The sequence below is a fragment of the Mumia quercus genome (assembly GCF_025506335.1).
GTDB classification, from domain to species: domain Bacteria; phylum Actinomycetota; class Actinomycetes; order Propionibacteriales; family Nocardioidaceae; genus Mumia; species Mumia quercus.
Map to the genome: position 1 here is coordinate 233662 of NZ_JANZYO010000007.1, position 19598 is coordinate 253259.

At 72.5% G+C, this 19598-nt stretch carries 19 protein-coding genes; 1 reads left to right on the top strand and 18 read right to left on the bottom strand.

What is annotated here, in order from left to right:
• Nucleotides 1-43 precede the first annotated feature (43 nt).
• The 15 genes from NYZ95_RS17885 to eccD form a co-directional block, all read right to left on the bottom strand.
• Nucleotides 44-2857, bottom strand: a complete 2814-nt coding sequence (locus tag NYZ95_RS17885) for a BTAD domain-containing putative transcriptional regulator (protein ID WP_262852691.1) — start codon at nucleotides 2855-2857, stop codon at nucleotides 44-46.
• A 28-nt stretch (nucleotides 2858-2885) separates the two neighbouring features.
• A complete protein-coding gene (locus NYZ95_RS17890) occupies nucleotides 2886-3962 on the bottom strand; it encodes a hypothetical protein (RefSeq protein ID WP_262852692.1) in 1077 nt (358 codons plus the stop codon).
• Entirely contained in the window at nucleotides 3941-4531 is a 591-nt protein-coding gene (locus NYZ95_RS17895; protein ID WP_262852693.1) for a hypothetical protein, read from the bottom strand. Before NYZ95_RS17895 ends, NYZ95_RS17890 begins: the two co-directional genes overlap by 22 nt.
• Nucleotides 4532-4617: 86 nt before the next feature.
• Nucleotides 4618-5397, bottom strand: a complete 780-nt coding sequence (locus NYZ95_RS17900) for a pilus assembly protein TadG-related protein (protein WP_262852694.1) — start codon at nucleotides 5395-5397, stop codon at nucleotides 4618-4620.
• Complete coding sequence (locus NYZ95_RS17905) at nucleotides 5394-5867, bottom strand: TadE/TadG family type IV pilus assembly protein (protein ID WP_262852695.1); 474 nt, start codon at nucleotides 5865-5867, stop codon at nucleotides 5394-5396. Before NYZ95_RS17905 ends, NYZ95_RS17900 begins: the two co-directional genes overlap by 4 nt.
• Nucleotides 5864-6304: a TadE family protein gene (locus tag NYZ95_RS17910; RefSeq protein WP_262852742.1), complete on the bottom strand. Its 441-nt coding sequence runs from the start codon at nucleotides 6302-6304 to the stop codon at nucleotides 5864-5866. Before NYZ95_RS17910 ends, NYZ95_RS17905 begins: the two co-directional genes overlap by 4 nt.
• A complete protein-coding gene (locus tag NYZ95_RS17915) occupies nucleotides 6301-6513 on the bottom strand; it encodes a hypothetical protein (RefSeq protein WP_262852696.1) in 213 nt (70 codons plus the stop codon). The genes NYZ95_RS17910 and NYZ95_RS17915 overlap by 4 nt, the downstream gene beginning before the upstream one ends.
• A 26-nt stretch (nucleotides 6514-6539) precedes the next feature.
• Nucleotides 6540-7436: a type II secretion system F family protein gene (locus tag NYZ95_RS17920; protein WP_262852697.1), complete on the bottom strand. Its 897-nt coding sequence runs from the start codon at nucleotides 7434-7436 to the stop codon at nucleotides 6540-6542.
• Complete coding sequence (locus tag NYZ95_RS17925; RefSeq protein ID WP_262852698.1) at nucleotides 7433-8320, bottom strand: type II secretion system F family protein; 888 nt, start codon at nucleotides 8318-8320, stop codon at nucleotides 7433-7435. The genes NYZ95_RS17920 and NYZ95_RS17925 overlap by 4 nt, the downstream gene beginning before the upstream one ends.
• The gene (locus tag NYZ95_RS17930) at nucleotides 8320-9624 is read right to left on the bottom strand and encodes a TadA family conjugal transfer-associated ATPase (protein ID WP_262852699.1); all 1305 of its coding nucleotides are present in this window, start codon (nucleotides 9622-9624) and stop codon (nucleotides 8320-8322) included. The genes NYZ95_RS17925 and NYZ95_RS17930 overlap by 1 nt, the downstream gene beginning before the upstream one ends.
• Nucleotides 9621-10475 carry a CpaE/TadZ family protein gene (locus NYZ95_RS17935; protein ID WP_262852700.1) on the bottom strand — a complete coding sequence of 285 codons (855 nt, stop codon included), beginning with the start codon at nucleotides 10473-10475 and terminating at the stop codon, nucleotides 9621-9623. Before NYZ95_RS17935 ends, NYZ95_RS17930 begins: the two co-directional genes overlap by 4 nt.
• Nucleotide 10476: 1 nt before the next feature.
• Nucleotides 10477-11139, bottom strand: a complete 663-nt coding sequence (locus tag NYZ95_RS17940) for an SAF domain-containing protein (RefSeq protein WP_262852701.1) — start codon at nucleotides 11137-11139, stop codon at nucleotides 10477-10479.
• Between the two features lie 65 nt (nucleotides 11140-11204).
• Nucleotides 11205-11621: a hypothetical protein gene (locus NYZ95_RS17945; RefSeq protein ID WP_262852702.1), complete on the bottom strand. Its 417-nt coding sequence runs from the start codon at nucleotides 11619-11621 to the stop codon at nucleotides 11205-11207.
• Nucleotides 11618-12841, bottom strand: coding sequence for a CpaE/TadZ family protein (locus NYZ95_RS17950; protein WP_262852703.1), 1224 nt, complete (start codon nucleotides 12839-12841; stop codon nucleotides 11618-11620). Before NYZ95_RS17950 ends, NYZ95_RS17945 begins: the two co-directional genes overlap by 4 nt.
• Before the next feature lie 55 nt (nucleotides 12842-12896).
• A complete protein-coding gene (gene eccD / locus NYZ95_RS17955) occupies nucleotides 12897-14249 on the bottom strand; it encodes a type VII secretion integral membrane protein EccD (RefSeq protein WP_262852704.1) in 1353 nt (450 codons plus the stop codon).
• 182 nt (nucleotides 14250-14431) lie between these two features.
• Between eccD and eccCa the strand changes: the two genes are divergently transcribed.
• Nucleotides 14432-18340: a type VII secretion protein EccCa gene (eccCa, locus tag NYZ95_RS17960; protein ID WP_262852705.1), complete on the top strand. Its 3909-nt coding sequence runs from the start codon at nucleotides 14432-14434 to the stop codon at nucleotides 18338-18340.
• Between the two features lie 75 nt (nucleotides 18341-18415).
• On the opposite strand, the gene NYZ95_RS17965 is transcribed toward eccCa, so the two are convergent.
• From NYZ95_RS17965 to NYZ95_RS17975, 3 genes are read right to left on the bottom strand one after another with little or no spacing between them, the layout of a single operon-like run.
• Nucleotides 18416-18775 carry a hypothetical protein gene (locus NYZ95_RS17965; protein ID WP_262852706.1) on the bottom strand — a complete coding sequence of 120 codons (360 nt, stop codon included), beginning with the start codon at nucleotides 18773-18775 and terminating at the stop codon, nucleotides 18416-18418.
• 16 nt (nucleotides 18776-18791) lie between these two features.
• Nucleotides 18792-19085 (bottom strand): hypothetical protein, encoded by a 294-nt coding sequence (locus tag NYZ95_RS17970; RefSeq protein WP_262852707.1) that lies wholly within the window; start codon nucleotides 19083-19085, stop codon nucleotides 18792-18794.
• Nucleotides 19086-19118: 33 nt separating this feature from the next.
• Nucleotides 19119-19475 (bottom strand): hypothetical protein, encoded by a 357-nt coding sequence (locus NYZ95_RS17975; RefSeq protein ID WP_262852708.1) that lies wholly within the window; start codon nucleotides 19473-19475, stop codon nucleotides 19119-19121.
• Nucleotides 19476-19598 lie beyond the last annotated feature (123 nt).

Here is a 19598-nt window from a genome sequence, read left to right on the forward strand (position 1 = left end):
GCACGATGAAGACTCCTGGTGTGACGGACGGCGAAGACGGAGGTCAGGCTACGCCACGGCGGTACCCGGGCAGGATCTCCTCCACCAGCGCCTCCGTACGAGGCGTGACCCCGAGAGGCGACCCGTGGGCCGCGACCGCTGCATACATCTGGTCGGCGACCACCATCGCGTCGTTGCGTCCGCTGTAGCGCAGCGCGAGCCGCATCGCCGCGCACCAGAGCGTCTCGCTCGCCGGGAGCGCCGCGAGTCCTGCGAGCAGCGCGTCACGTGCACCCGCGGGGTCGTCGGCGTCGCTGCACGCCGTCGCGAGCGCGGCCGAGGTCATCTCGACGGCGAGCGCGATGTCGTCCTCGATGTTCAGGTGCGCCAGCCACGCGTATCTGCCCTGTGCGACGTCCTCGAAGGCCGGCCCGCGTACGAGCGACATCGCGGTCCGCAACGCGGGGACGCGCGACCTGCTGGACACCGCGCGGTTGAGCGCCGCGCGGAACCGGTCCCAGTCGCACGCGAGCGCGGCGCGTCGCAGCGACCACACGCCTGCGTCCTCGCAGAGCACCGGCTCACCGGTCGCGGTGGAGCCGAGCCACTCGGCCACCCCCGCGAGCGTCGCGTCGCGGGTGGCCGGGTCGACTCCGCGCGGCCAGAGCGCGCCGGTCAGGACGTTGACGTGCACGCCCTCGGGGTGGAGGGCCAGGAAGGTGACGATCTCGGAGAACAGCTCACGCCGCTCCTCCTCGATCGGGCCGGAGGCCCGCACGAGCACGGGGCCGAGCACATGGACGGAGACCACGACCGGCTCGTCGTCGCCGGTGGCGAGGACGGCCTCCTCGACGACGAGCGCCTCGGCAAGCTCCTCGAGGCGCACCGCCGCCGGCTCGGCCGGCAGCTCGAAGAGGGTCGCCAGCCCGCGGCAGGTCTCCGGAGCGAGCTCCTGCGCGGCGACGTCCACGGCGAGCGGGCCGCTGACGAGTCGTCCCTCCGGCGTCGCGGTCAGACGCGCGGCACCGTCGGGGCAGTCCCCCACGACGACGACCGCGATCGCGACCATCGGGTCGGCCGCCCACGCGCGCAGCCGCGCGAGCGACGCGGCGTCCGGTACGCCGGAGCAGACGACCAGCTGCAAGCGGACCTCGTCGGCGCGCCCGGCAGCGCGACGTGCCTCGTGCACGGACTCGACTCCGTACGACCGGCACGTCGCCCGCTGGTCGTGGGCGACGTTGTCGAGGGCGTCCAGCGCCCGCGCGATGTCGGCGACCGCGTGGACGTTGCCGACGGCCGACACGTCGTCGGCGAACCCGACGAGCGTGACCACCGGGGCGTCCGCCCACGGGTGGGTGGCCGTCTCCACCGCCAGGCTCATGGCGACGCCGCGTGCGACGTCGAGGTCACCGCCGAGCGACACGACGCCGTCGTACGACTCGAGGTCGAGGAGCAGCACCGCCCCGTCGTCGCGTACACCCGCACACACCAGGCCGGGAAGCGGAGACGGTGCGGGGGACGAGACCGCCACCTCCCGGGAGAGCGTCCACGTCCGTGCGTCTCCGGCGACGGCCCAGCCCTCGGGGAGCGGCTGCGCGGGCTCGGAGCGGAACGACAGGACGAGACCGTCTGCCGCGAGCGCGGCCTTCGCGAGCGGCGGGAGCGGCGTCGTGTGGAGGCTGCGCACGGCGCCGGCGAGCCACTGGGCGTCCTTGGGGGCGGTCTCCTCGCGAAGGCCGGCCTCCAGCCGCGTCGCGAGGTCGACCTCCGCCCCTGCCGTGACAGGCTTCGATCCGCGCGGCCGGTCGCCGCCTCCCGTCGGACCCGAGGCGCGGCGGCGCCGCAGCGCCAGCAGGGCCCCCGCGAGAGCGAGGCCACCCGCGGCCCCGAAGACGGGAGCCCACTCCCCCAGGTCCACTCGCGCCGAGGAAGCCTCTGCGCCACCGCCGGCACCTCCGTCGGCTCCGCCCGCGCCTCCCGACTCGGCCGCGTCCGCGCCTGCGCTCGAGGCACCCGCTTCCGCCGAGGTGTCGCTCGGCGCCGACACCGGAGGTGTCACGTCGTCACGCGCCGCCTCGACGACCTTCAGGCCGGGGCCGCGTGCGTCGTTGGGCATCTTCATGACCCAGCCGGGGTGGATGAGGTCGGGGTTGGTGAGCGTGCGACCGTCGGGCTGGACGGCGTCGCGGTTCATCTCGTAGATCTCTTTGTAGCGCAGCCCGTCACCCAGGTAGCGCTCCGCGATGTCCCAGAGGGTGTCGTAGTTGCGATTGTTGGGCGGCTTGACGTCGTAGTACGTGGTCAGCTCTCCGGCACGCTGCTCAGCCTTGGTCGCCCGCGAGAGGTCGTCGGCGGCCGGCCGCTCGGCGTCGACCGCACGCTCGACGGCCGGCGTCTGGGTCACGACCCGCTCGACGCCCGCCGGCCTGTGCTCCGGCGCGAGCGCCTGCCCGGCGTTCGCGGCGGGGGCCACGATCGTCGCGGTGCCGATGAGGAGCACGACGGAGGCGACCAGCTTCCGGGCGAGCGCCTGCGTCCCGAGCCCGCCGCCGGGGACCCGCGGCGCGAGACCGCGATGCCGGATCTCGGAGACGGCCTCGACCGCGAGGCAGATCACGAAGTGCAGCCAGGCGAGCCAGACGATCGCCGCGAGGACGTGCATGAGCACGTCGGTGGTCAGCGGCTGCTTGACCCAGGCGAGGTCGGGCATCGAGGACGGCCACGGCGCGCCGAAGGCCGTCCACAGTGCCCACGGCAGTCCGACGACCAAGGCGAGGGTCGCCACGAGCGCGACGAGCCCGCGAACGACGTCGCCGCCGCGGCCGCCCCGCTGGGGGTCCACGGGGAGACGGTTGTTGGTCCGCAAGGTCACGGTCATCGCGTTCAGTCCTTCGGTCGCGGTGCGGTCAGTACAGGACGATCGGAGGCTCGTTGGGTGCCTGGACCTCCTGGACGGGCAGAGCCTGGGTGGCGGTCATCTCGAACCCGTTGCCGAGCTCGCGCGTCGGGCTGCCGATCCCGTACGTGATCCGCCACCGCACCGTCACGGTGAGCGGGTACGCGGAGAGATAGACCTGCGGCAGCGCAGGGGCGTCCTCGTCCGCGAAGGTGCGTGCGGTCGCCGACGAGCGCGTGAAGGTGATCTGGCAGTCCGACGGCTGGTCGGCGACCGAGGCGCCCTCTTCGTAGACGAGCTCGTCAGGCGTGCAGGTGATCGGCTCCATGTCGGTCTGGTGCGGGTCGATCACGATCTCGGTGGCCTCGGCGACCATGTGCAGGTCACCGCCGGGGCGCTCGAGCCGGACCTCCCGGTACGGGGCGCCCAGAGGGGTCCCTGCGAAGTCGCCCTCGGAGACGGGCTGGCCGCTCTCCGGATCGACCCACGCGAACGTGAAGAACGTCGGATAGCCGACGACGGGGACGGTCGACGGCTCGGGTCGCATCATCGGCACGGGCAGTGCCGTGTCGTCGCCCGTCACACGCCGCCACAGGAAGGTCATGAGCGGGTTGTCAGGCGGCGTGATGTCGGCGTCGTTCGGGACCCATTCCAGGGAGATCGTCAGGTGCATGTCCCTGCCGCCCGCGTACGTGTCCCAGTTGATGTCCTCGATGCACTGCTTCAGGAGGTAGCGGCCCTCCCCCGGGTTCGGGTTCTCGGGGACCTCGATCCACGGCGGCGGATCGGAGTACTGGCAGGGGACGAACTCGTCACCGGCGAACCGTTCACGCAGGGTCTGGTTGTTGCCTCCGCCACGCGCACAGGACGACCCCATTCCCGTGCCGCTTGCGTAGACGGTGCAGTCCGCGATCTGCGCCTGCTGCGGTGGCGACGACGCCTGCGGGGTGGTGCCCCCGCCACCGGGTGGACCTGTCGGGGTGCCTCCGCCCAGCCCGCCGTCGGCATGCACCGCACCGGGCACCGCGAGGAGCGGGATCACCGCCAAAGCGACGAGCAGCCGCCTCACGGTGCTGCCCTCCGGCACGTGCCCACCCAGGTGTAGGAGTGAACCCTCCCTGCGCGGACGGTGAAGTCGTAGTCGAGCCATCGCTTGCGTACCGCCTCGACGTGCTTGCCGGTCTTCTTGTCGACCCATGACACCGACGGACTCCACAGACACACCCGAACCTTGCCGGAGCGCTTCCGCCCGTTGACGCGCGTGACGACTCCCACCGGACGCTCGGGAAGGACCCACCCCTTCCGCGCGGCCAGGATGACCTCCTTGGCGAGGTTCCGTTGGGCCGCGCGGGTGCTGACGCCACGCACCTCGGGGACCACGCTGCCCTTCCTGGCGCTCGCTGTCGCCCCGGTCCAGAACGACTTGACCGTGACCACCTTGGCGTTGTTGAGCGCGCGACCCGTGAGCGAGAAGACCACACCTGGTGGCGCCGTCGTGGTGGGAGCGGCAGTCGTCGGCGACGGAGACGGCGTCGGCGACGCGGTGGTCTCGCTCGGGCTCGGCGTGGGGTCGGCCTCGGCGGAGTCGTCCTCTGAGCTGCACGCGGACAACAGGAGGACCGCGGCGACGGCGGTCACGATCCCTCGCATGTGCACGCCCGAGACCTTTCTGCGTCTGTTCCGGAGAATCCACACCGCACCGCACGATATCGGCTGAAAGGCTCAGCCGTGAACCCCGCGCGTCATCGGTCGTCCTGCGCCGGAGGGCAGCTCGTCGGCGGGTCGGCCGGTGTTGTGGTCTCCCCACCGTCCGGCGGGTCGTCCCCGTCCGGCGGATCCTCACCGTCGGGTGGGTCTTCGTCCTCCCCCGGAGGATCCTCCCCGCCGGGCGGCTCCTCCTCCTCGTCCGGCTCGACGGTGGGGCACGGCTCGACCGTCGAGCCGGGCGAGGGCGGCGACCACTCCGAGATGGGCAGCCCGCCCTCGTCGTCGTCACCACCGCCGGGTGGCACGACGGTCGGCGGGGCGAGCGTGCTCACCTTGGCGTCGTCAGGGGCGTCGATCCCCGAGACCGGGCGGGCCTGGGCGACACCCGAGGCGGTGAGCGTCCCCCGGCCGATCATGCCGATGATGATCGCCGGGCGGGAGACCTCGGTCTCGACCTCCACCGCGCTCAGCCGCCGGCCGTTGACCATCACGTCGCGCACCGCTGCGCTGCACCGGACGAGCGAGGCGTCGCCGGCCTGCGCCTGCTCGCAGTACCCACGCGCGGCGGAGAGAGCGTCCGACGTCAGGAGGTCTAGCGACGGGTCGGCGACGTTGACCGCCTGGGCCCCGGCGCGAGCGGCCTCCTGGGCGTACGCGATGGCGATGCCCTTGGCGTTGAGCTGGCGACCGCCATCGATCACCAGCCCGCCCAGCAGGAGCAGGCCGACGCTCACGATCACGACGAACGGCGCGACGGAACCAGCCTCGTCGCGCGCGGCGGAGCGCCTGCGCCGCCACACCTCGAGGCCCTTCATCGGTAGCCCCGGTAGCGGTCGAGCGGGCTGGTGAAGGTGCGCTTCACCTCGATCTCCCAGAACGGGAAGAAGCTCAGGTCGGCCGTGCTCAAGGTGCACGTCACCGTCACGGTCACCGACGCGACCTCGTCGGCGTCGTCGGGGTCGGGCACGGTGAAGGCCTTGCCGTTCAGGACGGGCGCCCCCGGGCTCGCGCTGTCGCGGCAGCTGCGCGGAGCATCGTCCATCGTCGAGGTCACGGTCTGGGCGATGATGCCGGCGACTGCGGTACGACTGTTCTGCGCCGTGGCCGCGCGTGCGGCGTCGCGCGCCGCCTGGTCGACCAGGTTCTCGGCCTGGGCGTAGCGCGCGAACGCGACGATGAGCATCAGCAGCATCATCAGGAACGGCGCCAGGATGACGAGCTCGAGGCTCGAGGCTCCGCTCTCCTCGCCGTCCCGGACGCGCCGGCGCCCGTGCCGCGAGGTCACGGCGCCACGCTCCGAGGATCGACGCGGAACTGCTCCAGCGTCGCGTCCGCCGACTGCACGACGGTGACACGGCCACCCAGCGGGAGCACCGCCTCGCCCTGGACGACCATCGTCACGCGACCCGACGTCTCGTCGATCGACCCGTCGGCCTGGACCGCGTCGAGACGCCCGAGCTTGCCTGCGTACCCGACGCTCAGCTCCTCGGCACGGGTGAGGTACGACGCCGCGTTGGGGTTGTCGCCGGCAAGACGGAGGTACGAGACGCCTTCGCGTGCCGCGGTCTGAGCGACGTTGCGGGCGTACATGTACAGCCCCATCTGGATGGTCGCGAAGACGAGGAGCAGGAGCACCGGGGCGACGATCGCGAACTCGACCGCGCTCGCGCCCCCCTCACCTCTGCGTCGGCGGCGGCCGCCGCGTGGCAGGGGCTGGCTCAGCCGCCCTCGTTGATCTTGTCGATGTTGCTGTCGACGACGTTGTTGATCGCCACGCCGATGAGCAGGGCAGCCGCGACGACGATCGCCGAGATGATCGCCCACTCGATCGCGGAGGCGCCGACCTCCGAGCGTCCCTCGCGTCGCAGCTGCGCCGCACGCGCACGGACCCTGGCGATCATCACCTGAGCGGCCAGTACCTGTGAGTACATGTGATTCCTTTCCTTGCAGCACGACGTCACCCGAGCTTCGACACCGCGGGATAAGCCAGGAAGACCAAGAAGGCGACGCACATCAGCAGCTGCGCCACCAGCATCGACTGCGAGCTCTCACCGGCAGCGCCCTCGATGTCGGCCAGCTCGCGTCGCCGCATGCTGTTCGCCCGTGCGAGAAGACTCTCACGGATGCGTGCACCCTCGTCACCGGCCAGGCCCAACGTGGAGGCGAGGTCGCGCAGCTCGTCCACGCCGAGCTCCTGCCCGAGGTGGGCGATGCCTTCCCACGGGGTACGGCCGGACAGCCGCGCAGTGGTGATCGCCTCGCGGATCCGGACCATGGCCCAGTGGTCACCGACCGTCGACGCCGCGAGGAGCGCCTCCGGGAGACCGCGCCCACCAGCGAGGTTCATCGCCACCAGGTCCAGGAACGAGCCCGTCACGTGGCGGAAGTCGCGCCGCCGCTTCTCGGCGTCCTGGTGCAGCTCCACGTCGGGCAGGAAGAACGCGCCTGCGGCCAGGAGGAGGGACACCACGGCGGGCACGCCGAAGGGGTCGTACCCCAGCAGCGTGAAGACCATGGGGAACCACACGAGCGCGGCCAGGGCGAGCAGGACCTTCGTGCCGAGGTGCTGGGCGAACGGCCGGTCCACGACGGCGAGGTCGGCACGGGTGCGCGTGAACGACCACCCGCGGGCAGACGCCTCGTCCTCGAACCGCTCTCCCACAGAGAGCCGCCACCGGTCGATCAGGTCGGGCTTCTTGGTCTCCTCGTCGGTGCGCCGCGGACGCGTGCGGCGCTTCGCACCGTCGACCCGCGCCAGCGTCGCCGCCACGCCCGGCACCGGGCGTACGGCCATGCGGACCAGGATCAGGACACCGGCGCCGACGGCGGCGCCGGCAAGCATCGCGAGCGTCATCGTCCGACCACCTGCTCCCCCCGGCTGCGAGCGGGCTCGGCCGAGATGAGGAAGCGCTCCGGCTGGTCGACCCCGGACAGCTTGCGCATCCACAGGACCGCCGCACCGAACATCGCCAGCACGACCGCGAGCACGATCTGGCCGACGAAGGTGCCGTACGGCTCGACGTACGGACGGTTGAAGACGACCAGCGCCCCGGCGACGACCACGATCACGCCGACCACGATCTGCACGCTGCGGCGTGTGCTGCGGCGGCTCGACTCCACGCGCCGGCGTACGTCGAGCTCGGCGCGTGCGGACTCGGCCAAGGCCGACAGCACCTCACGCAGACCCGGCCCGCGCAGCCGCGCGTTGAGCACCAGCGCGGCGACCGCGACGTCGGCCGAGGGGTCATCGAGGTCGTCGGCGAAGCGCATGAGGGCGTCGGGCAACGGCTCGCGGACCCGCAGTCGGTCGACCAGGAGGTTGAGCGCCGGACGGATGGAGGGCGCCGCGTTCTTCGCCGTCGCCGGGATCGCCTGCTCGAGGCCGATGGCGCCCGCGATGGTGTCGCGCAGCGCCTCGATCCAGGCGGCGAGCCCTTCGGCTCGTACGATCGCCTGCCGCTCGGCCCGACCGCCGCCCAGCAACCGGTCCCAGAGCGCCACCACTCCCCCGACCACCACGGCGAGCACCAGCCACCGGGTCAGGAGCAGGGTCAGCGCGAACGCGACGACACCCCCGACCGCGAGCCGTACCTGGCGCTCGGTGTGGCGCGCCGAGCGCTTGCGGCGCAACATCGGCGGTCGCGGCGGACGACGGCGCAGCGCGAGCACCAGCATGAGCCCGCCGACGCCCACGAGGGCACCCGCGGTCAGCGCCAGGGGGACGCGCAGCTCTTCCATCACCAGCCTCCGTGCACCAAGGGCTGGTAGCCGTGCGCGGCGAGCTCGTCGGCGCACGAGATCGGGGCGTGCGCGACGGCGCGCCCGTCCGCGTCGGGGGCGAAGACCTCCGACGAGAGCACCTGGTTGTCGAACCCCACCACCTCGCGGATGCTCTCGACCACGCGCGCCTGCCCGCCGCCGAGGTGGGCGTCGTTGTGCTTGCGCATGAAGACGACGAAGTCGAGCGCCCCGGCGACCAGCAGGTGCGTGGCCTCGATGGGGAGCCGTTCGCGCGCCTGCAGCGCGTACGTGGCGATGCGGTTGAAGACCTCGACCGACGAGTTGGCGTGGATCGTCGACAGCGAGCCGTCGTTGCCCTGGCTCATCGCGTTGAGCATCGTGACGATCTCGTCGCCGAGCACCTCGCCGACGATCACGCGCGACGGGTTCATGCGCAGCGACCGGCGCACGAGCTCGGCCATGGAGACGCTGCCCAACCCCTCGGAGTTGGGGAGTCGCTCCTCGAAGGCGACGACGTTCGGGTGGAGGTCCGGTGTCTCACCGAGCCCCAGCTCCAGCGCCCGCTCCACGGTGATGATGCGCTCGTGCGGCGGGATCTCGTTGGCCAGCGCCCGCAGCATCGTCGTCTTACCGGCGTTGGTGGCCCCGGCGATCATGATGTTCTTGCGGGCGGCGACGGCGGCACGGAGGAAGTCGGCAATGTCGGGCGACATCGTCGCGTTGGTCACCAGGTCGTCGAGGAACACCTTCGACATGCGCGCCTTGCGGATCGACACCGCGGGCCGCGAGCACACGTTCATGACCGCGGACAGACGGGAGCCGTCGGGCAGCCGCAGGTCGAGCTGCGGGTTGGCGGAGTCGAAGGGCCGGCTGGACAGGCCCGAGTGCGCGCCGAGCACCTGGATGAGCTCGACGAGCTCCTCGTCGGTCTCGGCGACCGGCGGGTAGCGCTCCTCGCGACCGTCGCCGTACTGGACGAAGACGGTGTCGCACCCGTTGATGTCGATGTTCTCGACCTGGGGGTCGTCGAGGAGCGGCTGGAGCCGGCCGACGCCGAACAACGCCGAGTGGATGGCGCTGGCGACCTCCGCCTCCGCGTCGGGCGGCAGCGGGGTACGTCCCTCGGCGATCTCGTACCGGGCGTGGTCCTCCAGGACCTGGACGATCAACGACCGGGCGTACTCGCGCTCGTCGTCGGTCGACATCGTCGCGAGACCTGCGGCCTGGTCACGGCGACGCTGCTCGTTGAGCCTGTCGGCGACCTGGCCGCGCAGGGTACGGACGAGAGAGTGATCGATCACCGGTGTGCTCCCGTCCACGGCCCGTGCTCGTCGTGGGCGTCCTGCGCCACGTCGCCCGGCTCGTACGCCTCGACCGGAGCCTGTGGGAGCGGGGACCCGTGCGCCACGGCCACCGCGAGCTCGGCGACGAGGGGGCCGGCCGACCGTACGAGGGCCAGCTTGTCCGGGCGCGACAGGGTCTGGCCCTGGAACAGGTGGGCCCCCTGCTCGTCGTACGCGAGGTGGTGCACGCCGGCGAGCTCCACGCCCGTGGCGGTGAGCGCGTCGCGGACCTCCCGCACCGTCTGCGTCCGCTTCGGCGGCGCGACGACGGCGACGTGCAGCGGCGAGCCGTACGCACCGCCGACGGCGTCGGCGACCGAGCGCAGGCGGTGGCGCAGGTGGACCACGCTGCTCGGCGTCGTGTCGACGAGGAGCAGAGCGGCGTCCGCGCTGGCGAGGAGGGCGTTCTGAGGGGTCAGCACCCCGATGCGGCCGAGGTCGGCGACCACGTCGTGCCGCGGAAGCCGCGACAGCAGCGGCCCGAGCTGAGGCCACGTCGACTGCAGCCCGCCGGCCTGCTCAGGGAACGGCGGGCCCAGCAGCACCTCGAGCCCCCCGACGAGCTCCTGGGTGTGCGCGTCGACGAGCTCGGGGTAGAGCGCCTTGCGCCCGGCCGCGGCGAGGCTCATGAGCCCGGTCTGGGGGTCCAGCGTGCTGCCGTCGGCAGCGGGCATCCGGGTGGCGACGTCGCTCCCGGACGGGTCGCACTCGGCGACGAGGACAGGGCGCGGCCAGAGCGCACCGAGCAGCAGCGACGTCGTCGTCACCCCGGGTGCGCCCTTGGCGGAGGCGAGGGCGATCAGCGCCACCTCAGCCCCCGCACCGCTCGTCGAGGTCCGCGCCCTCACCGACGGTGGCGAGGTAGACGGAGTCGTCGGCCAGCGCGCTGGCGAGGCGTGGGCCGCAGCTCGCGTGGACGCTGACGAGCACGGTGATGTCCTGGCTGGACGACAGCGCGCCGTCGTCGACCTCGCCGACCTGGACGACCTCGGCAGCGATGCCCGGGGACTCTCCGTCGGAGCCCGAGAGGTAGAGCCCGACCGGCGCGCCGCCGCGCAGCTCGGTGAGCGAACGCGTCGCCGGGGTCTGGATGGGGAACTGCGCCTTGCCCTTGCCGACGCCGGTCGACTCCGCGACCATCGCGGGGGTGAGCACCGTGCCGTCGAGGAGGCGCGCGGTCGCGTACTGGCCGACCACGGCGTCGCGGTCCTCGGCGGGCACGCCGCCGTCGTAACCCTCGGGAAGCGAGACCGTGCCGAGGTCACCGTCGGAGAGGCGCTGGCCCTGCGCGACCTCGCCCTCGATCCGGAGGAAGTCCGCACGGTCGCCGGCGCTCAAGGCGATCCAGCCTGAGAGAAGCGCGCCGCCCACGATCAGGATCACCGCCAGCGCGGCGAGCGCCGGCCGGCGCTCCCTGGTGGAAGGGAGTCGCACGGCGGTGCGCGACTCACCCGCGGTCGGCAACTTGGACATGGAGAGCCTCCAGCTGATGTCCGAGCGTCAACGTCAAGGGACGAACCTACACGTGGCAGGGTTCGTCACTCGTCCGCGGAGACGCTCTCAGGGGTGGTCGGGGTCTGGGGTGTCTTCTTGGTCCGCTCGCCCTTCGCCGGGGACGGCGTCGGTGCCGATGCGGACGGGGTGGCAGCGCCGCTGCGTTCGCGCTCTTGGCGCTCCTGGATGTCCTGCTGGCGCTGGTACGCGCTGGTGACCGCCATCGCGGCGACGATCACGGCGACCACGATCACGCCGGCGATCACCGCGGGCCAGGTGGACCGGTGCTCGCGCCACGTCCGACGTGTCCCGTGCAGGAGCGCGGAGCGCAGCTGGCGGCGTCGGAGCGCGTCGGCCTCGAGGACGTACTTCTCCGCGTTCGGGGTGCGCGCGAGCGTGGTCCCCGGGGGCGGCGGGACCGCGCGCATCGGGGGCGGACGGCCCTGGTCGGCGTCGCTCATCGGACGTCCGCGAGGCGGGCGGCGACGTGGAGCAGCGCGAGCCGCGTCTGGGCGGTGACCTGGTCGGCGCGGAACGGGCGGCCGTGGCGCAGCGCGTCGTCGCGACCCAGCACCACCACCTGGCCGTCGGTGGCTCCGAGGACCTCCGACGCCCGCCGTGCCTCGTCGGCCGGATCGCCCTCCTCGCGGCACACGACGACCACGACCACGGATCGTGCTGCTGCCGGGTTGACCCGGTCGAGCCGGGCGAGGGCGACGCGGAGTGCACCGAGCCCGATCTCCCCGGGCCCGGTGACGACGACCGCACGGTCGCACCGGGCGACCGCGGCGTACGCGCCGTCCGTGGGGTCGTCGCCGGCGTCGACCAGCAGGAAGGTGTGCTGCGCGGTGAGCCGGTCGACGAGGCCACCCAGGTCGCTGCGCTCGAGCGGCTGGTCCCACGACGGCCCGTCGACGACGGCGAGGCCGCCGGCGGTGGTCGGGGGCGTGGCCGCGTCCGGCGCGGCCAGGAGGCGCCGCACGGAGTGGGGGTCCTGCACGCCGTGGAGCGCGCTCAAGGGCGGCGTGCCTGCCTGGACGTCGACGAGCACCGTACGGTCGTCGCGGAGGGCGGCGAGGACCGCGCCGACACCGGTCGCGACGGTCGTCGTGCCCACGCCGCCCTGCGCGGACACGAACGCCACCAGACGTCGTCCGGACTGTCGGCGCCGGACCGCCGCGACGAGGGCACGCTCGGCGTCAGCGGCCGACGCGCCGTCGAGCGTCACGAGGCCGCGCGCCGCCGCACGTACCCGCGACGGCCCGCCGGTGGCGGTCGGCGCCGGCACGACCGTACGGGCGACGACCTCCTCGGCGGCGGTCGGCGGGTACTGGACGACGCCGGGGACCGGCGGTGCGTCCGCGGCGGGAGAGGCGGGCGGCGCCTGCCCTCGACGCGCCTGCGCGGCCCACTCCGGCCGCAGCGCGACGACGTTCGCGTCCTCCGGGCGGCTCGACGAGGGCGCTTCCCACGCCTGCGCGGGCGGACGGGAGGCGGGCCGGTCGTGCTCCGGCGCCCAGCGGCGCTCGGGCGACTGGGTCTGCGGCGTGTCGAGACCGAGGCTGCGCGGGTCGATGCCCATGCGCGCCAGGTCGGCGGCAGCACCTTGGGCCTCCGCGCGGCGGCCGCGATCGGTACGGCGCGGGTCCGCGCCCTCGGGGGGCTGACGGTCGTCGGTCATCGCACGTCCTCGTTCAGATCGTCGTCATCGGGTCGCCGTCATCACGTCGTCGTCCTCAGACCATGTCAGAGAGCCGGTCGAACAGGCCGACCGCACCGCAGGCGAGGACGATCGCCTGGATCACCAGGAGAAGCTCGACCAGGTTGAGGAGTCGCTTCACGCGAGCCCGGCTGATGCCCGAGATCTGCACGGAAGCGACCGCGACGGCCAGCGCCCCGAGGCCGAGGACGACGACGACCAGCCACTGCGTCGCGTCGATCTCGGCGACCTCGCGGACCAGCTGCGCCCCGAGCACGACGAGCCCGGCCACGCGCAGGGGCAGCATGTGGGTCACGCGCGAGAAGATCCGCGACCGCGACAGGGCCAGGAGGCCGACGACCAGCGCGAGCCACCGGTCCCAGCGTGCGTCGGAGAACGTGAGGACGACGCCGCCGACGCCCGTGACCACGGCGATCGCGGCGAGGGAGCCGACCAGCAGGCCGTTGCTCTCGCGGTAGCGCGCCGCGATGGCCTCCCGCGACATGGTGCCGGCGTTGCGCACGCGGTAGTCGGCGCTCGCGAGGCCGCCGACCGACAGCGACACCCGCGGCGCGACCCCGACCGCGAGGAGCACCAGGACGACCACCACGCGGAGCGTCTGCCTCGCCTCGACACCGAGGGCGTCGGTGACCGCGAACGCACCGGCGACGGCGAGCAGCACCACCGCGAAGGCGACGTACGGGGTCGCGAGCGGCGTCGCCGCGCGAGCCACCCCCGCGACGACGGCGACCAGCGCGAACGCCGCCACCGCTGCGAGCGACGCCGTCCAGCCGGACCAGGCGCCGAGCGCGGTTCCGCCGACGTACGCCCACACGAGGGCGACGACGAGCACCGGGCGCACCGACCACGGGGCAGCCGCACGCGCCGCCCAGCCCGCGAGCCCCGCCAGGGCGACCGCGCTGGCGATCCCTCCACCGGCGACCGCGCCCGCGGCCGGCGGCTCCCACGCGGCGGCGAGACCGCTGAGCAGACCGAGGCACCTCAGGGCGAGCACCCCCAGCGCGACGGCGGTCGTGACCACCCAGAACGTGAGGGTCGTCGTCGGGGTCCATGCACCGCCCGCGGACTCCGTGGCGTCCTCGACCGCGTCGCGTACGTCCTCGACCGAGGCAGGCTCGACACTGACCGACCGGGGGCGGAGCTCCAAGACGTCACCGTCGAGGACGCCCGCCTCCTCGAGCGTCTGCCCGAGGCCGAGCGTCGCGCCGCCGACACGGGCCAGCGACAGGCCGGCCTGAGGAGCCTCGCTCGCGCCGCAGTAGCGGATCACCTGCGCGACGACGTCGGCGAGCGGCAGCGCGCTCGGCAGCGCGAGGTCGACACGCCGCTCCTCAGTGACGACCGTGACCCTGCTGTAGGCGGTGAGCACCGGCACACCCCTCTCCCCTGCACGCGTGGCTCCGTCCGCGGTGCTCGCGGCGCGCGCGGCCACCGCGAGGCGTGGACGCCGTGGAGCATATCGTTTGCGAGGACAACGCCTCTGCCCCCACCACGAGGACGGCGATGAGTACGACGCTCGTCAAACGGCCCCCGCGCACCGCCCCTCCGCGCGTGGACGACGCTCCCCTGAGCATCCACGAACCGCCGCACCGTACGCAGGCGCCGACGCCGGCGGCCGGGATGACGATGCTCATGATGCCGATCATGAGCGGCACCGGGTCGCTGACGATGGCGCTGACCCAGAAGGACCGCCCGATCCTCGTGGTCGCGGGCTTCCTCGTGCTCATCGGGTCGATCGCCATCGGCGTCGTGATGATCGTCAGCCAGCGCGGTGGTGCGCGCCGGCAGATGCGCGAGTCGCGCGAGCGCTACCTCGACTACCTCGAGGAGATGCGGCTCGCCGTACGTGAGCGCGTGACCGCCCAGCGTACGGAGCAGGCCTGGCGGTTCCCGCGTCCTGACGAGCTGATCGGCCTGGCCGCCGACGGCACCCGGCGGTGGGAGCGGCGTCCGTCCCACGACGACTTCCTCGCCGTACGTCTCGGGACCGGCGAGGTGCCGCTGTCGAGCGGGCTGGCGCTCGACGTCGACACCGGCCCGCTCAACGAGTTCGACCCGCTGTGCCTCAACGCCGCGGAGGAGCTCCAGCAGCACTACGCCACGTTGTCGGAGCAGCCGCTCACGCTCCCCCTCCGCCAGTGCGGCCAGGTCGCGGTCGTCGGGCACCCGGGCGCGACCCGTGCCGTCGCGCGCACCCTGCTGGCCCAGCTGGTCACCCTGCACGCGCCGGGTGACCTCGACGTCGCCGTCGTACGCCCGGAGGAGGCCGCTGCCGACTGGGACTGGGTGAAGTGGCTCCCGCACACGCAGAGCGGCCGGACCTTCGACGGCGAGGTCCCTGCGCGCCGGGTGGCGACCTCCGTCGCCGCCCTCACCGAGCTGCTCGGCGCCGAGCTCGACGAGCGCCTCGACCGCTACCAGCGCAGCCGCGGCGCGGGCGTGGTCGGGTCTCACCTCGTGGTCGTCGTCGACCACGCCGGTGGCAGCGGCGGGCATCTCGAGTCGCCGGACCCTGCGATCCCGCTCCAGGCGCTGGGCATCCACGTGATCACGCTCCTGCCCTCGCCGCGTCACGAGCCGCGCCCGCTGGACGTCCGCGTGGAGATCGGCTCCGACGGCTCCCTGTTCACGAACGTGCACCCGGTCCCGTTCCGCGCCGACCTCCTCGCCGAGGGTACGGAGACCACCCTCGCCCGCACCCTCTCAGGGCTGCGGCTGAGCGCGGAGGAGGGCGGCGAGAACGGGCTCGAGGGCTCGGTCGGCCTCGCCGAGATCCTCGGTGTCCGTGATCCGGCCCGGCTCGACACGCGGCAGACCTGGCAGCCGCGGGCGCTGCGCGACCTCCTGCGGGTCCCCATCGGCGTCTCCGAGCAGGGCTCGCCGGTCCTGCTGGATCTCAAGGAGTCCGCGCACGGCGGCATGGGCCCTCACGGTCTGGTCGTGGGTGCGACCGGCTCAGGCAAGTCGGAGATGCTCCGTACGCTCGTGAGCTCGCTGCTGGTGGGGCACGGACCGGACCGGCTCGCGCTGATGCTGGTCGACTTCAAGGGCGGCGCCACGTTCGCCGCGATGGAGCACATCCCGCACCTCGCCGGCATGATCACCAACCTCCAGGACGACCTCACGCTCGTCGACCGCATGCGCGACGCCCTCTACGGCGAGATGCAGCGCCGCCAGGAGGTGCTCAAGTCCGCCGGCAACCTCCCGAACGTCACGGCGTACCAAGAGAAGATCGACGCCGGCGAGCCGCTCGAGCCTCTCCCCCACCTGCTCGTCATCGTCGACGAGTTCTCCGAGCTGCTGACGGCCAAGCCCGACTTCGCCGAGCTGTTCGTGGCGATCGGCCGGATCGGCCGCTCGATCGGCGTCCACCTGCTGCTCGCGACCCAGAAGCTCGAGATGGGCAAGATCCGCGGGCTCGAGTCGCACCTGTCGTACCGGATCAGCCTGCGGACGTTCTCCGAGTCGGAGAGCCGCGACGCGATCGGGGTGCCCGACGCCTACCACCTGCCGCCGGAGCCGGGCTCGGGCTACCTCAAGGTCGACACGACGGTCTTCGAACGCTTCAAGGCCGCCCTCGTCTCGAGCGCGTACGTCCCCCCGACCGAAGGGCCGAAGACGTCGGTCCCCGTCGTCCCGTACGTGGCGGTGAACGGGATCGGCGCCTGGATCGCCGAGCAGGCCGCCGCCGAGCGTCAGGCGTCCCTCGACGAAGCGGCTGCCGAGGCGGCTTCGCGCAAGGGCGGCCCCACGGTGCTCGACGTGCTGTGCGAGCAGATGACGGCCTCAGGCGCGCCGCGGGTCAGGCCGGTCTGGCTCGACCCGCTGCCCCCCGTCCTCACGCTCGACGCCGTCCAGGTGGTCGACGAGCCGGGAGAGCCAGCGACCGTACGCGCCGCGCTGGGGCTGGTCGACGAGCCTGCCAAACAGGCGCAGTACGCGCTGGAGTGGGACTTCACCGGTGCGGGCAGCAACCTCGTGCTCGCCGGCGCGCCGCAGACCGGCAAGAGCACGCTGCTGCGCACGATGGTCGCCTCCCTCGCGCTCCGCTACGCGCCGGGGACCGTCGCGTTCTACTGCATCGACTACGGCGGCGGCACGCTGCAGGCGCTCCGCACGCTCCCCCACGTCGCCGCGGTCGCCACCCGCAACGACCCCGAGCGCATCAACCGCACCGTGCAGGAGGTCATGGCCGTCCTCGACGAGCGCGAGGAGCTGTTCCGCCGCTACGACCTCGAGAGCATGCAGGACTACCGGCGCGCACGCGAGGAGGGACGCATCCCGCGTGACGTCCCCGGTGACGTCTTCCTGGTCATCGACGGCTGGGCGACGTTCCGCGAGGAGTACGACGCACTCGACTACGCGGTGGACGAGATCGCGGCGCGCGGCGGCGCGTACGGCGTCCACGTCGTCCTGACCGTCACCCAGAGCATGCAGATCCGGATGCGGATGCAGCCGTCGTTCGGCGGGCGCCTCGAGCTGCGCCTCAACGACGTGTACGACTCGCAGTTCGGACGCAAGGTCATGGAGCAGATCCCGAAGGAGATCTCCGGCCGCGGCGCGATGGAGGGCGAGCGCCTCTTCCAGGCGGCGGTGCCCCGCATCGACGGCGTCCGCGACGTCGAGGACGTCTTCGAGGCCCAGAAGGAGCTGTTCGCGACCATCGCGAAGCGCTGGGAGGGCATCGCCGTGGAGCGCGTCCAGACGCTCGCCCCGGTGGTCCACCTCGAGGAGCTGCCGCCGGTCGACCCGGCGTACCCGGGCGTCCCGGTCGGGGTGCTCGACCGTAACCTGCGCGCCGTCTCGGTCAACCTCGTCGGCTCCAACCCGCACCTCCTGGTCTACGGCGACCCGGAGACGGGCAAGACCAACTTCCTCAAGATGCTGCTGCGCGGCTACACGCAGCTGATGCCTCCGGAGAAGCTCGGCATCGTCCTCGTCGACTTCCGCCGCTCGCTCCTCGACGTCGTCCCCGAGGAGTACCTCGTCGCCTACTGCACCAACCGCGAGCAGACGGGTCAGGTCGCCGCCGAGCTCGCCGGGTCCCTCCACCAGCGGCTTCCCGGCCCGGAGGTGACGTCCGAGCAGCTGCGCGAGCGCTCCTGGTGGAACGGTCTGGAGCTGCTCGTCGTCGTCGACGACTACGACCTGGTAGCCACGTCGTCGGGCAATCCGCTGGACCCGCTGGTCGAGTACATCCCCCAGGGCAACGACCTCGGGTTCCACCTCGTCGTGTCACGGCGGGTCAACGGTCTCGCGCGGGCGCAGTTCGAGCCGATGCTCCAACGCCTCACCGACGTCTCGACCGCGGGCTTCATGTTCTCCGGCGACCGCCTCGAAGGGCGGCTCGTCGGCGGCGTCGCACCGGCACGCCTTCCCACCGGGCGTGCGCTCTACGTCAACCGCAACGGCTTGATCGGCCAGGTCCAGACCGGGCTCGTGCCGGGTGAGTCCTCCTGACTCACCTCCACCCACCCCGTACGACGAGGGCCCTCCCGCAGACGCGGGACGGCCCTCGTGGGTCGTACAGGTGGGTCAGACAGCCAGCCGGCGTCCCGACGTCGAGTTGACGTCGCGGTTGAGCACCGACTGCTGGTTCTGGAGGGCAGTGGTCTCGTTGCTCGTCTGAGCCACTGTCTTCGCCCCCTTCGACGTGTTGTTGCCGAGGTTGCTGACACCGTTGGCGAGCGCGTTGGCAGTCTGGACGGCCCAGGTCTGGAAGGCGTCGACACCGACGGTCACGTCACCGACACCGTGGCGGGTGCCGGGCGTCACCGCCTCGAGCGCCGTCACCAGCGTGCTCTTCGCCGTCTGGACGTCGCCAGAGAGCGCGGCGAGACGCTGACCGGCCGCGTGGGTCACGGTCGTGTCGTCGACCTCGTAGAACGGGGCCATCGAGTCTCCTGGTGGGTCAGGCGCGGTTGCCGAAGAAGGACTGCATCCGCGGGATCGCGGAGTCGTTGATGTCCTGCGTCTTCTGGTCGGTCTGGTTGGACTTGACGGCGGCCTGGTGCAGCTCGTCTGCGCGCTCGTACGCCGTGCGGTGGACCGCGTGGGCCTCCTCGCTGCCGGCGCCCGACAGGTTGGCCGCGATCTGCCGTGCCGCGGTCTCGACCGTGTCCTGGTCGGTCTGAGCGCCGCCGGCGAACTCCTTGCCGGAGGAGTTGATGTCCTCGCTGGCGGACTTGTCGTAACGGATCTTCACGTCGTGCTCCTCTTCCTACGGGCTCTCGGGCCGTCAGGCCTGGATGTCGCGGCGCAGCGACGTCGCCGTCGACTCGCCGTCCGTGGCGGACACCTTCTGCAGCGAGCTCGACTCCTCGGTCGTCTGCGCCTGCGCCTGCTCACCGCGGTTGATGTTGGTGCCGACCGTGGCGACGTTGTTGGCGTTGGCCTGCTTCGCCGAGGCGAGGGCCGTGTGCGCGGCACGCTGCGCGTTGCCGGCCGGGCCGACGTTCAGGCCCTCCGTGGCCTGCGTGCGGCCGAGGTGGCGTGTGGCGGACGAGGACGCGTCCTCGCTCGCCGTGCCGTGACCGCTCTTGGCGGACTTGGTCAGTGAACCGAGCTCTTCGTTACCCCAGTAGTTGGCACCCATGGTGCAGCAAACCTCTCCTCAGACGACGAGTCACTACAGACCTTACGACGATCAGGGTCCACCGCCGCAAGACCACGAGCGTCGCGCGGCGGCGCTTCCTCTCTGACACCGCATGTCGTTAGA

Excerpts from the sequence above, each read along its gene's own strand:
- NYZ95_RS17945 (WP_262852702.1), bottom strand. The coding sequence starts at position 11,621 with ATGAGCGACGCCGACCAGGGCCGTCCGCCCCCGATGCGCGCGGTCCCG.
- NYZ95_RS17885 (WP_262852691.1), bottom strand. The coding sequence starts at position 2,857 with ATGACCGTGACCTTGCGGACCAACAACCGTCTCCCCGTGGACCCCCAG.
- NYZ95_RS17950 (WP_262852703.1), bottom strand. The coding sequence starts at position 12,841 with ATGACCGACGACCGTCAGCCCCCCGAGGGCGCGGACCCGCGCCGTACC.
- NYZ95_RS17915 (WP_262852696.1), bottom strand. The coding sequence starts at position 6,513 with ATGTACTCACAGGTACTGGCCGCTCAGGTGATGATCGCCAGGGTCCGT.
- NYZ95_RS17965 (WP_262852706.1), bottom strand. The coding sequence starts at position 18,775 with ATGGCCCCGTTCTACGAGGTCGACGACACGACCGTGACCCACGCGGCC.
- NYZ95_RS17940 (WP_262852701.1), bottom strand. The coding sequence starts at position 11,139 with ATGTCCAAGTTGCCGACCGCGGGTGAGTCGCGCACCGCCGTGCGACTC.
- NYZ95_RS17975 (WP_262852708.1), bottom strand. The coding sequence starts at position 19,475 with ATGGGTGCCAACTACTGGGGTAACGAAGAGCTCGGTTCACTGACCAAG.
- NYZ95_RS17925 (WP_262852698.1), bottom strand. The coding sequence starts at position 8,320 with ATGGAAGAGCTGCGCGTCCCCCTGGCGCTGACCGCGGGTGCCCTCGTG.
- NYZ95_RS17920 (WP_262852697.1), bottom strand. The coding sequence starts at position 7,436 with ATGACGCTCGCGATGCTTGCCGGCGCCGCCGTCGGCGCCGGTGTCCTG.
- NYZ95_RS17900 (WP_262852694.1), bottom strand. The coding sequence starts at position 5,397 with ATGAAGGGCCTCGAGGTGTGGCGGCGCAGGCGCTCCGCCGCGCGCGAC.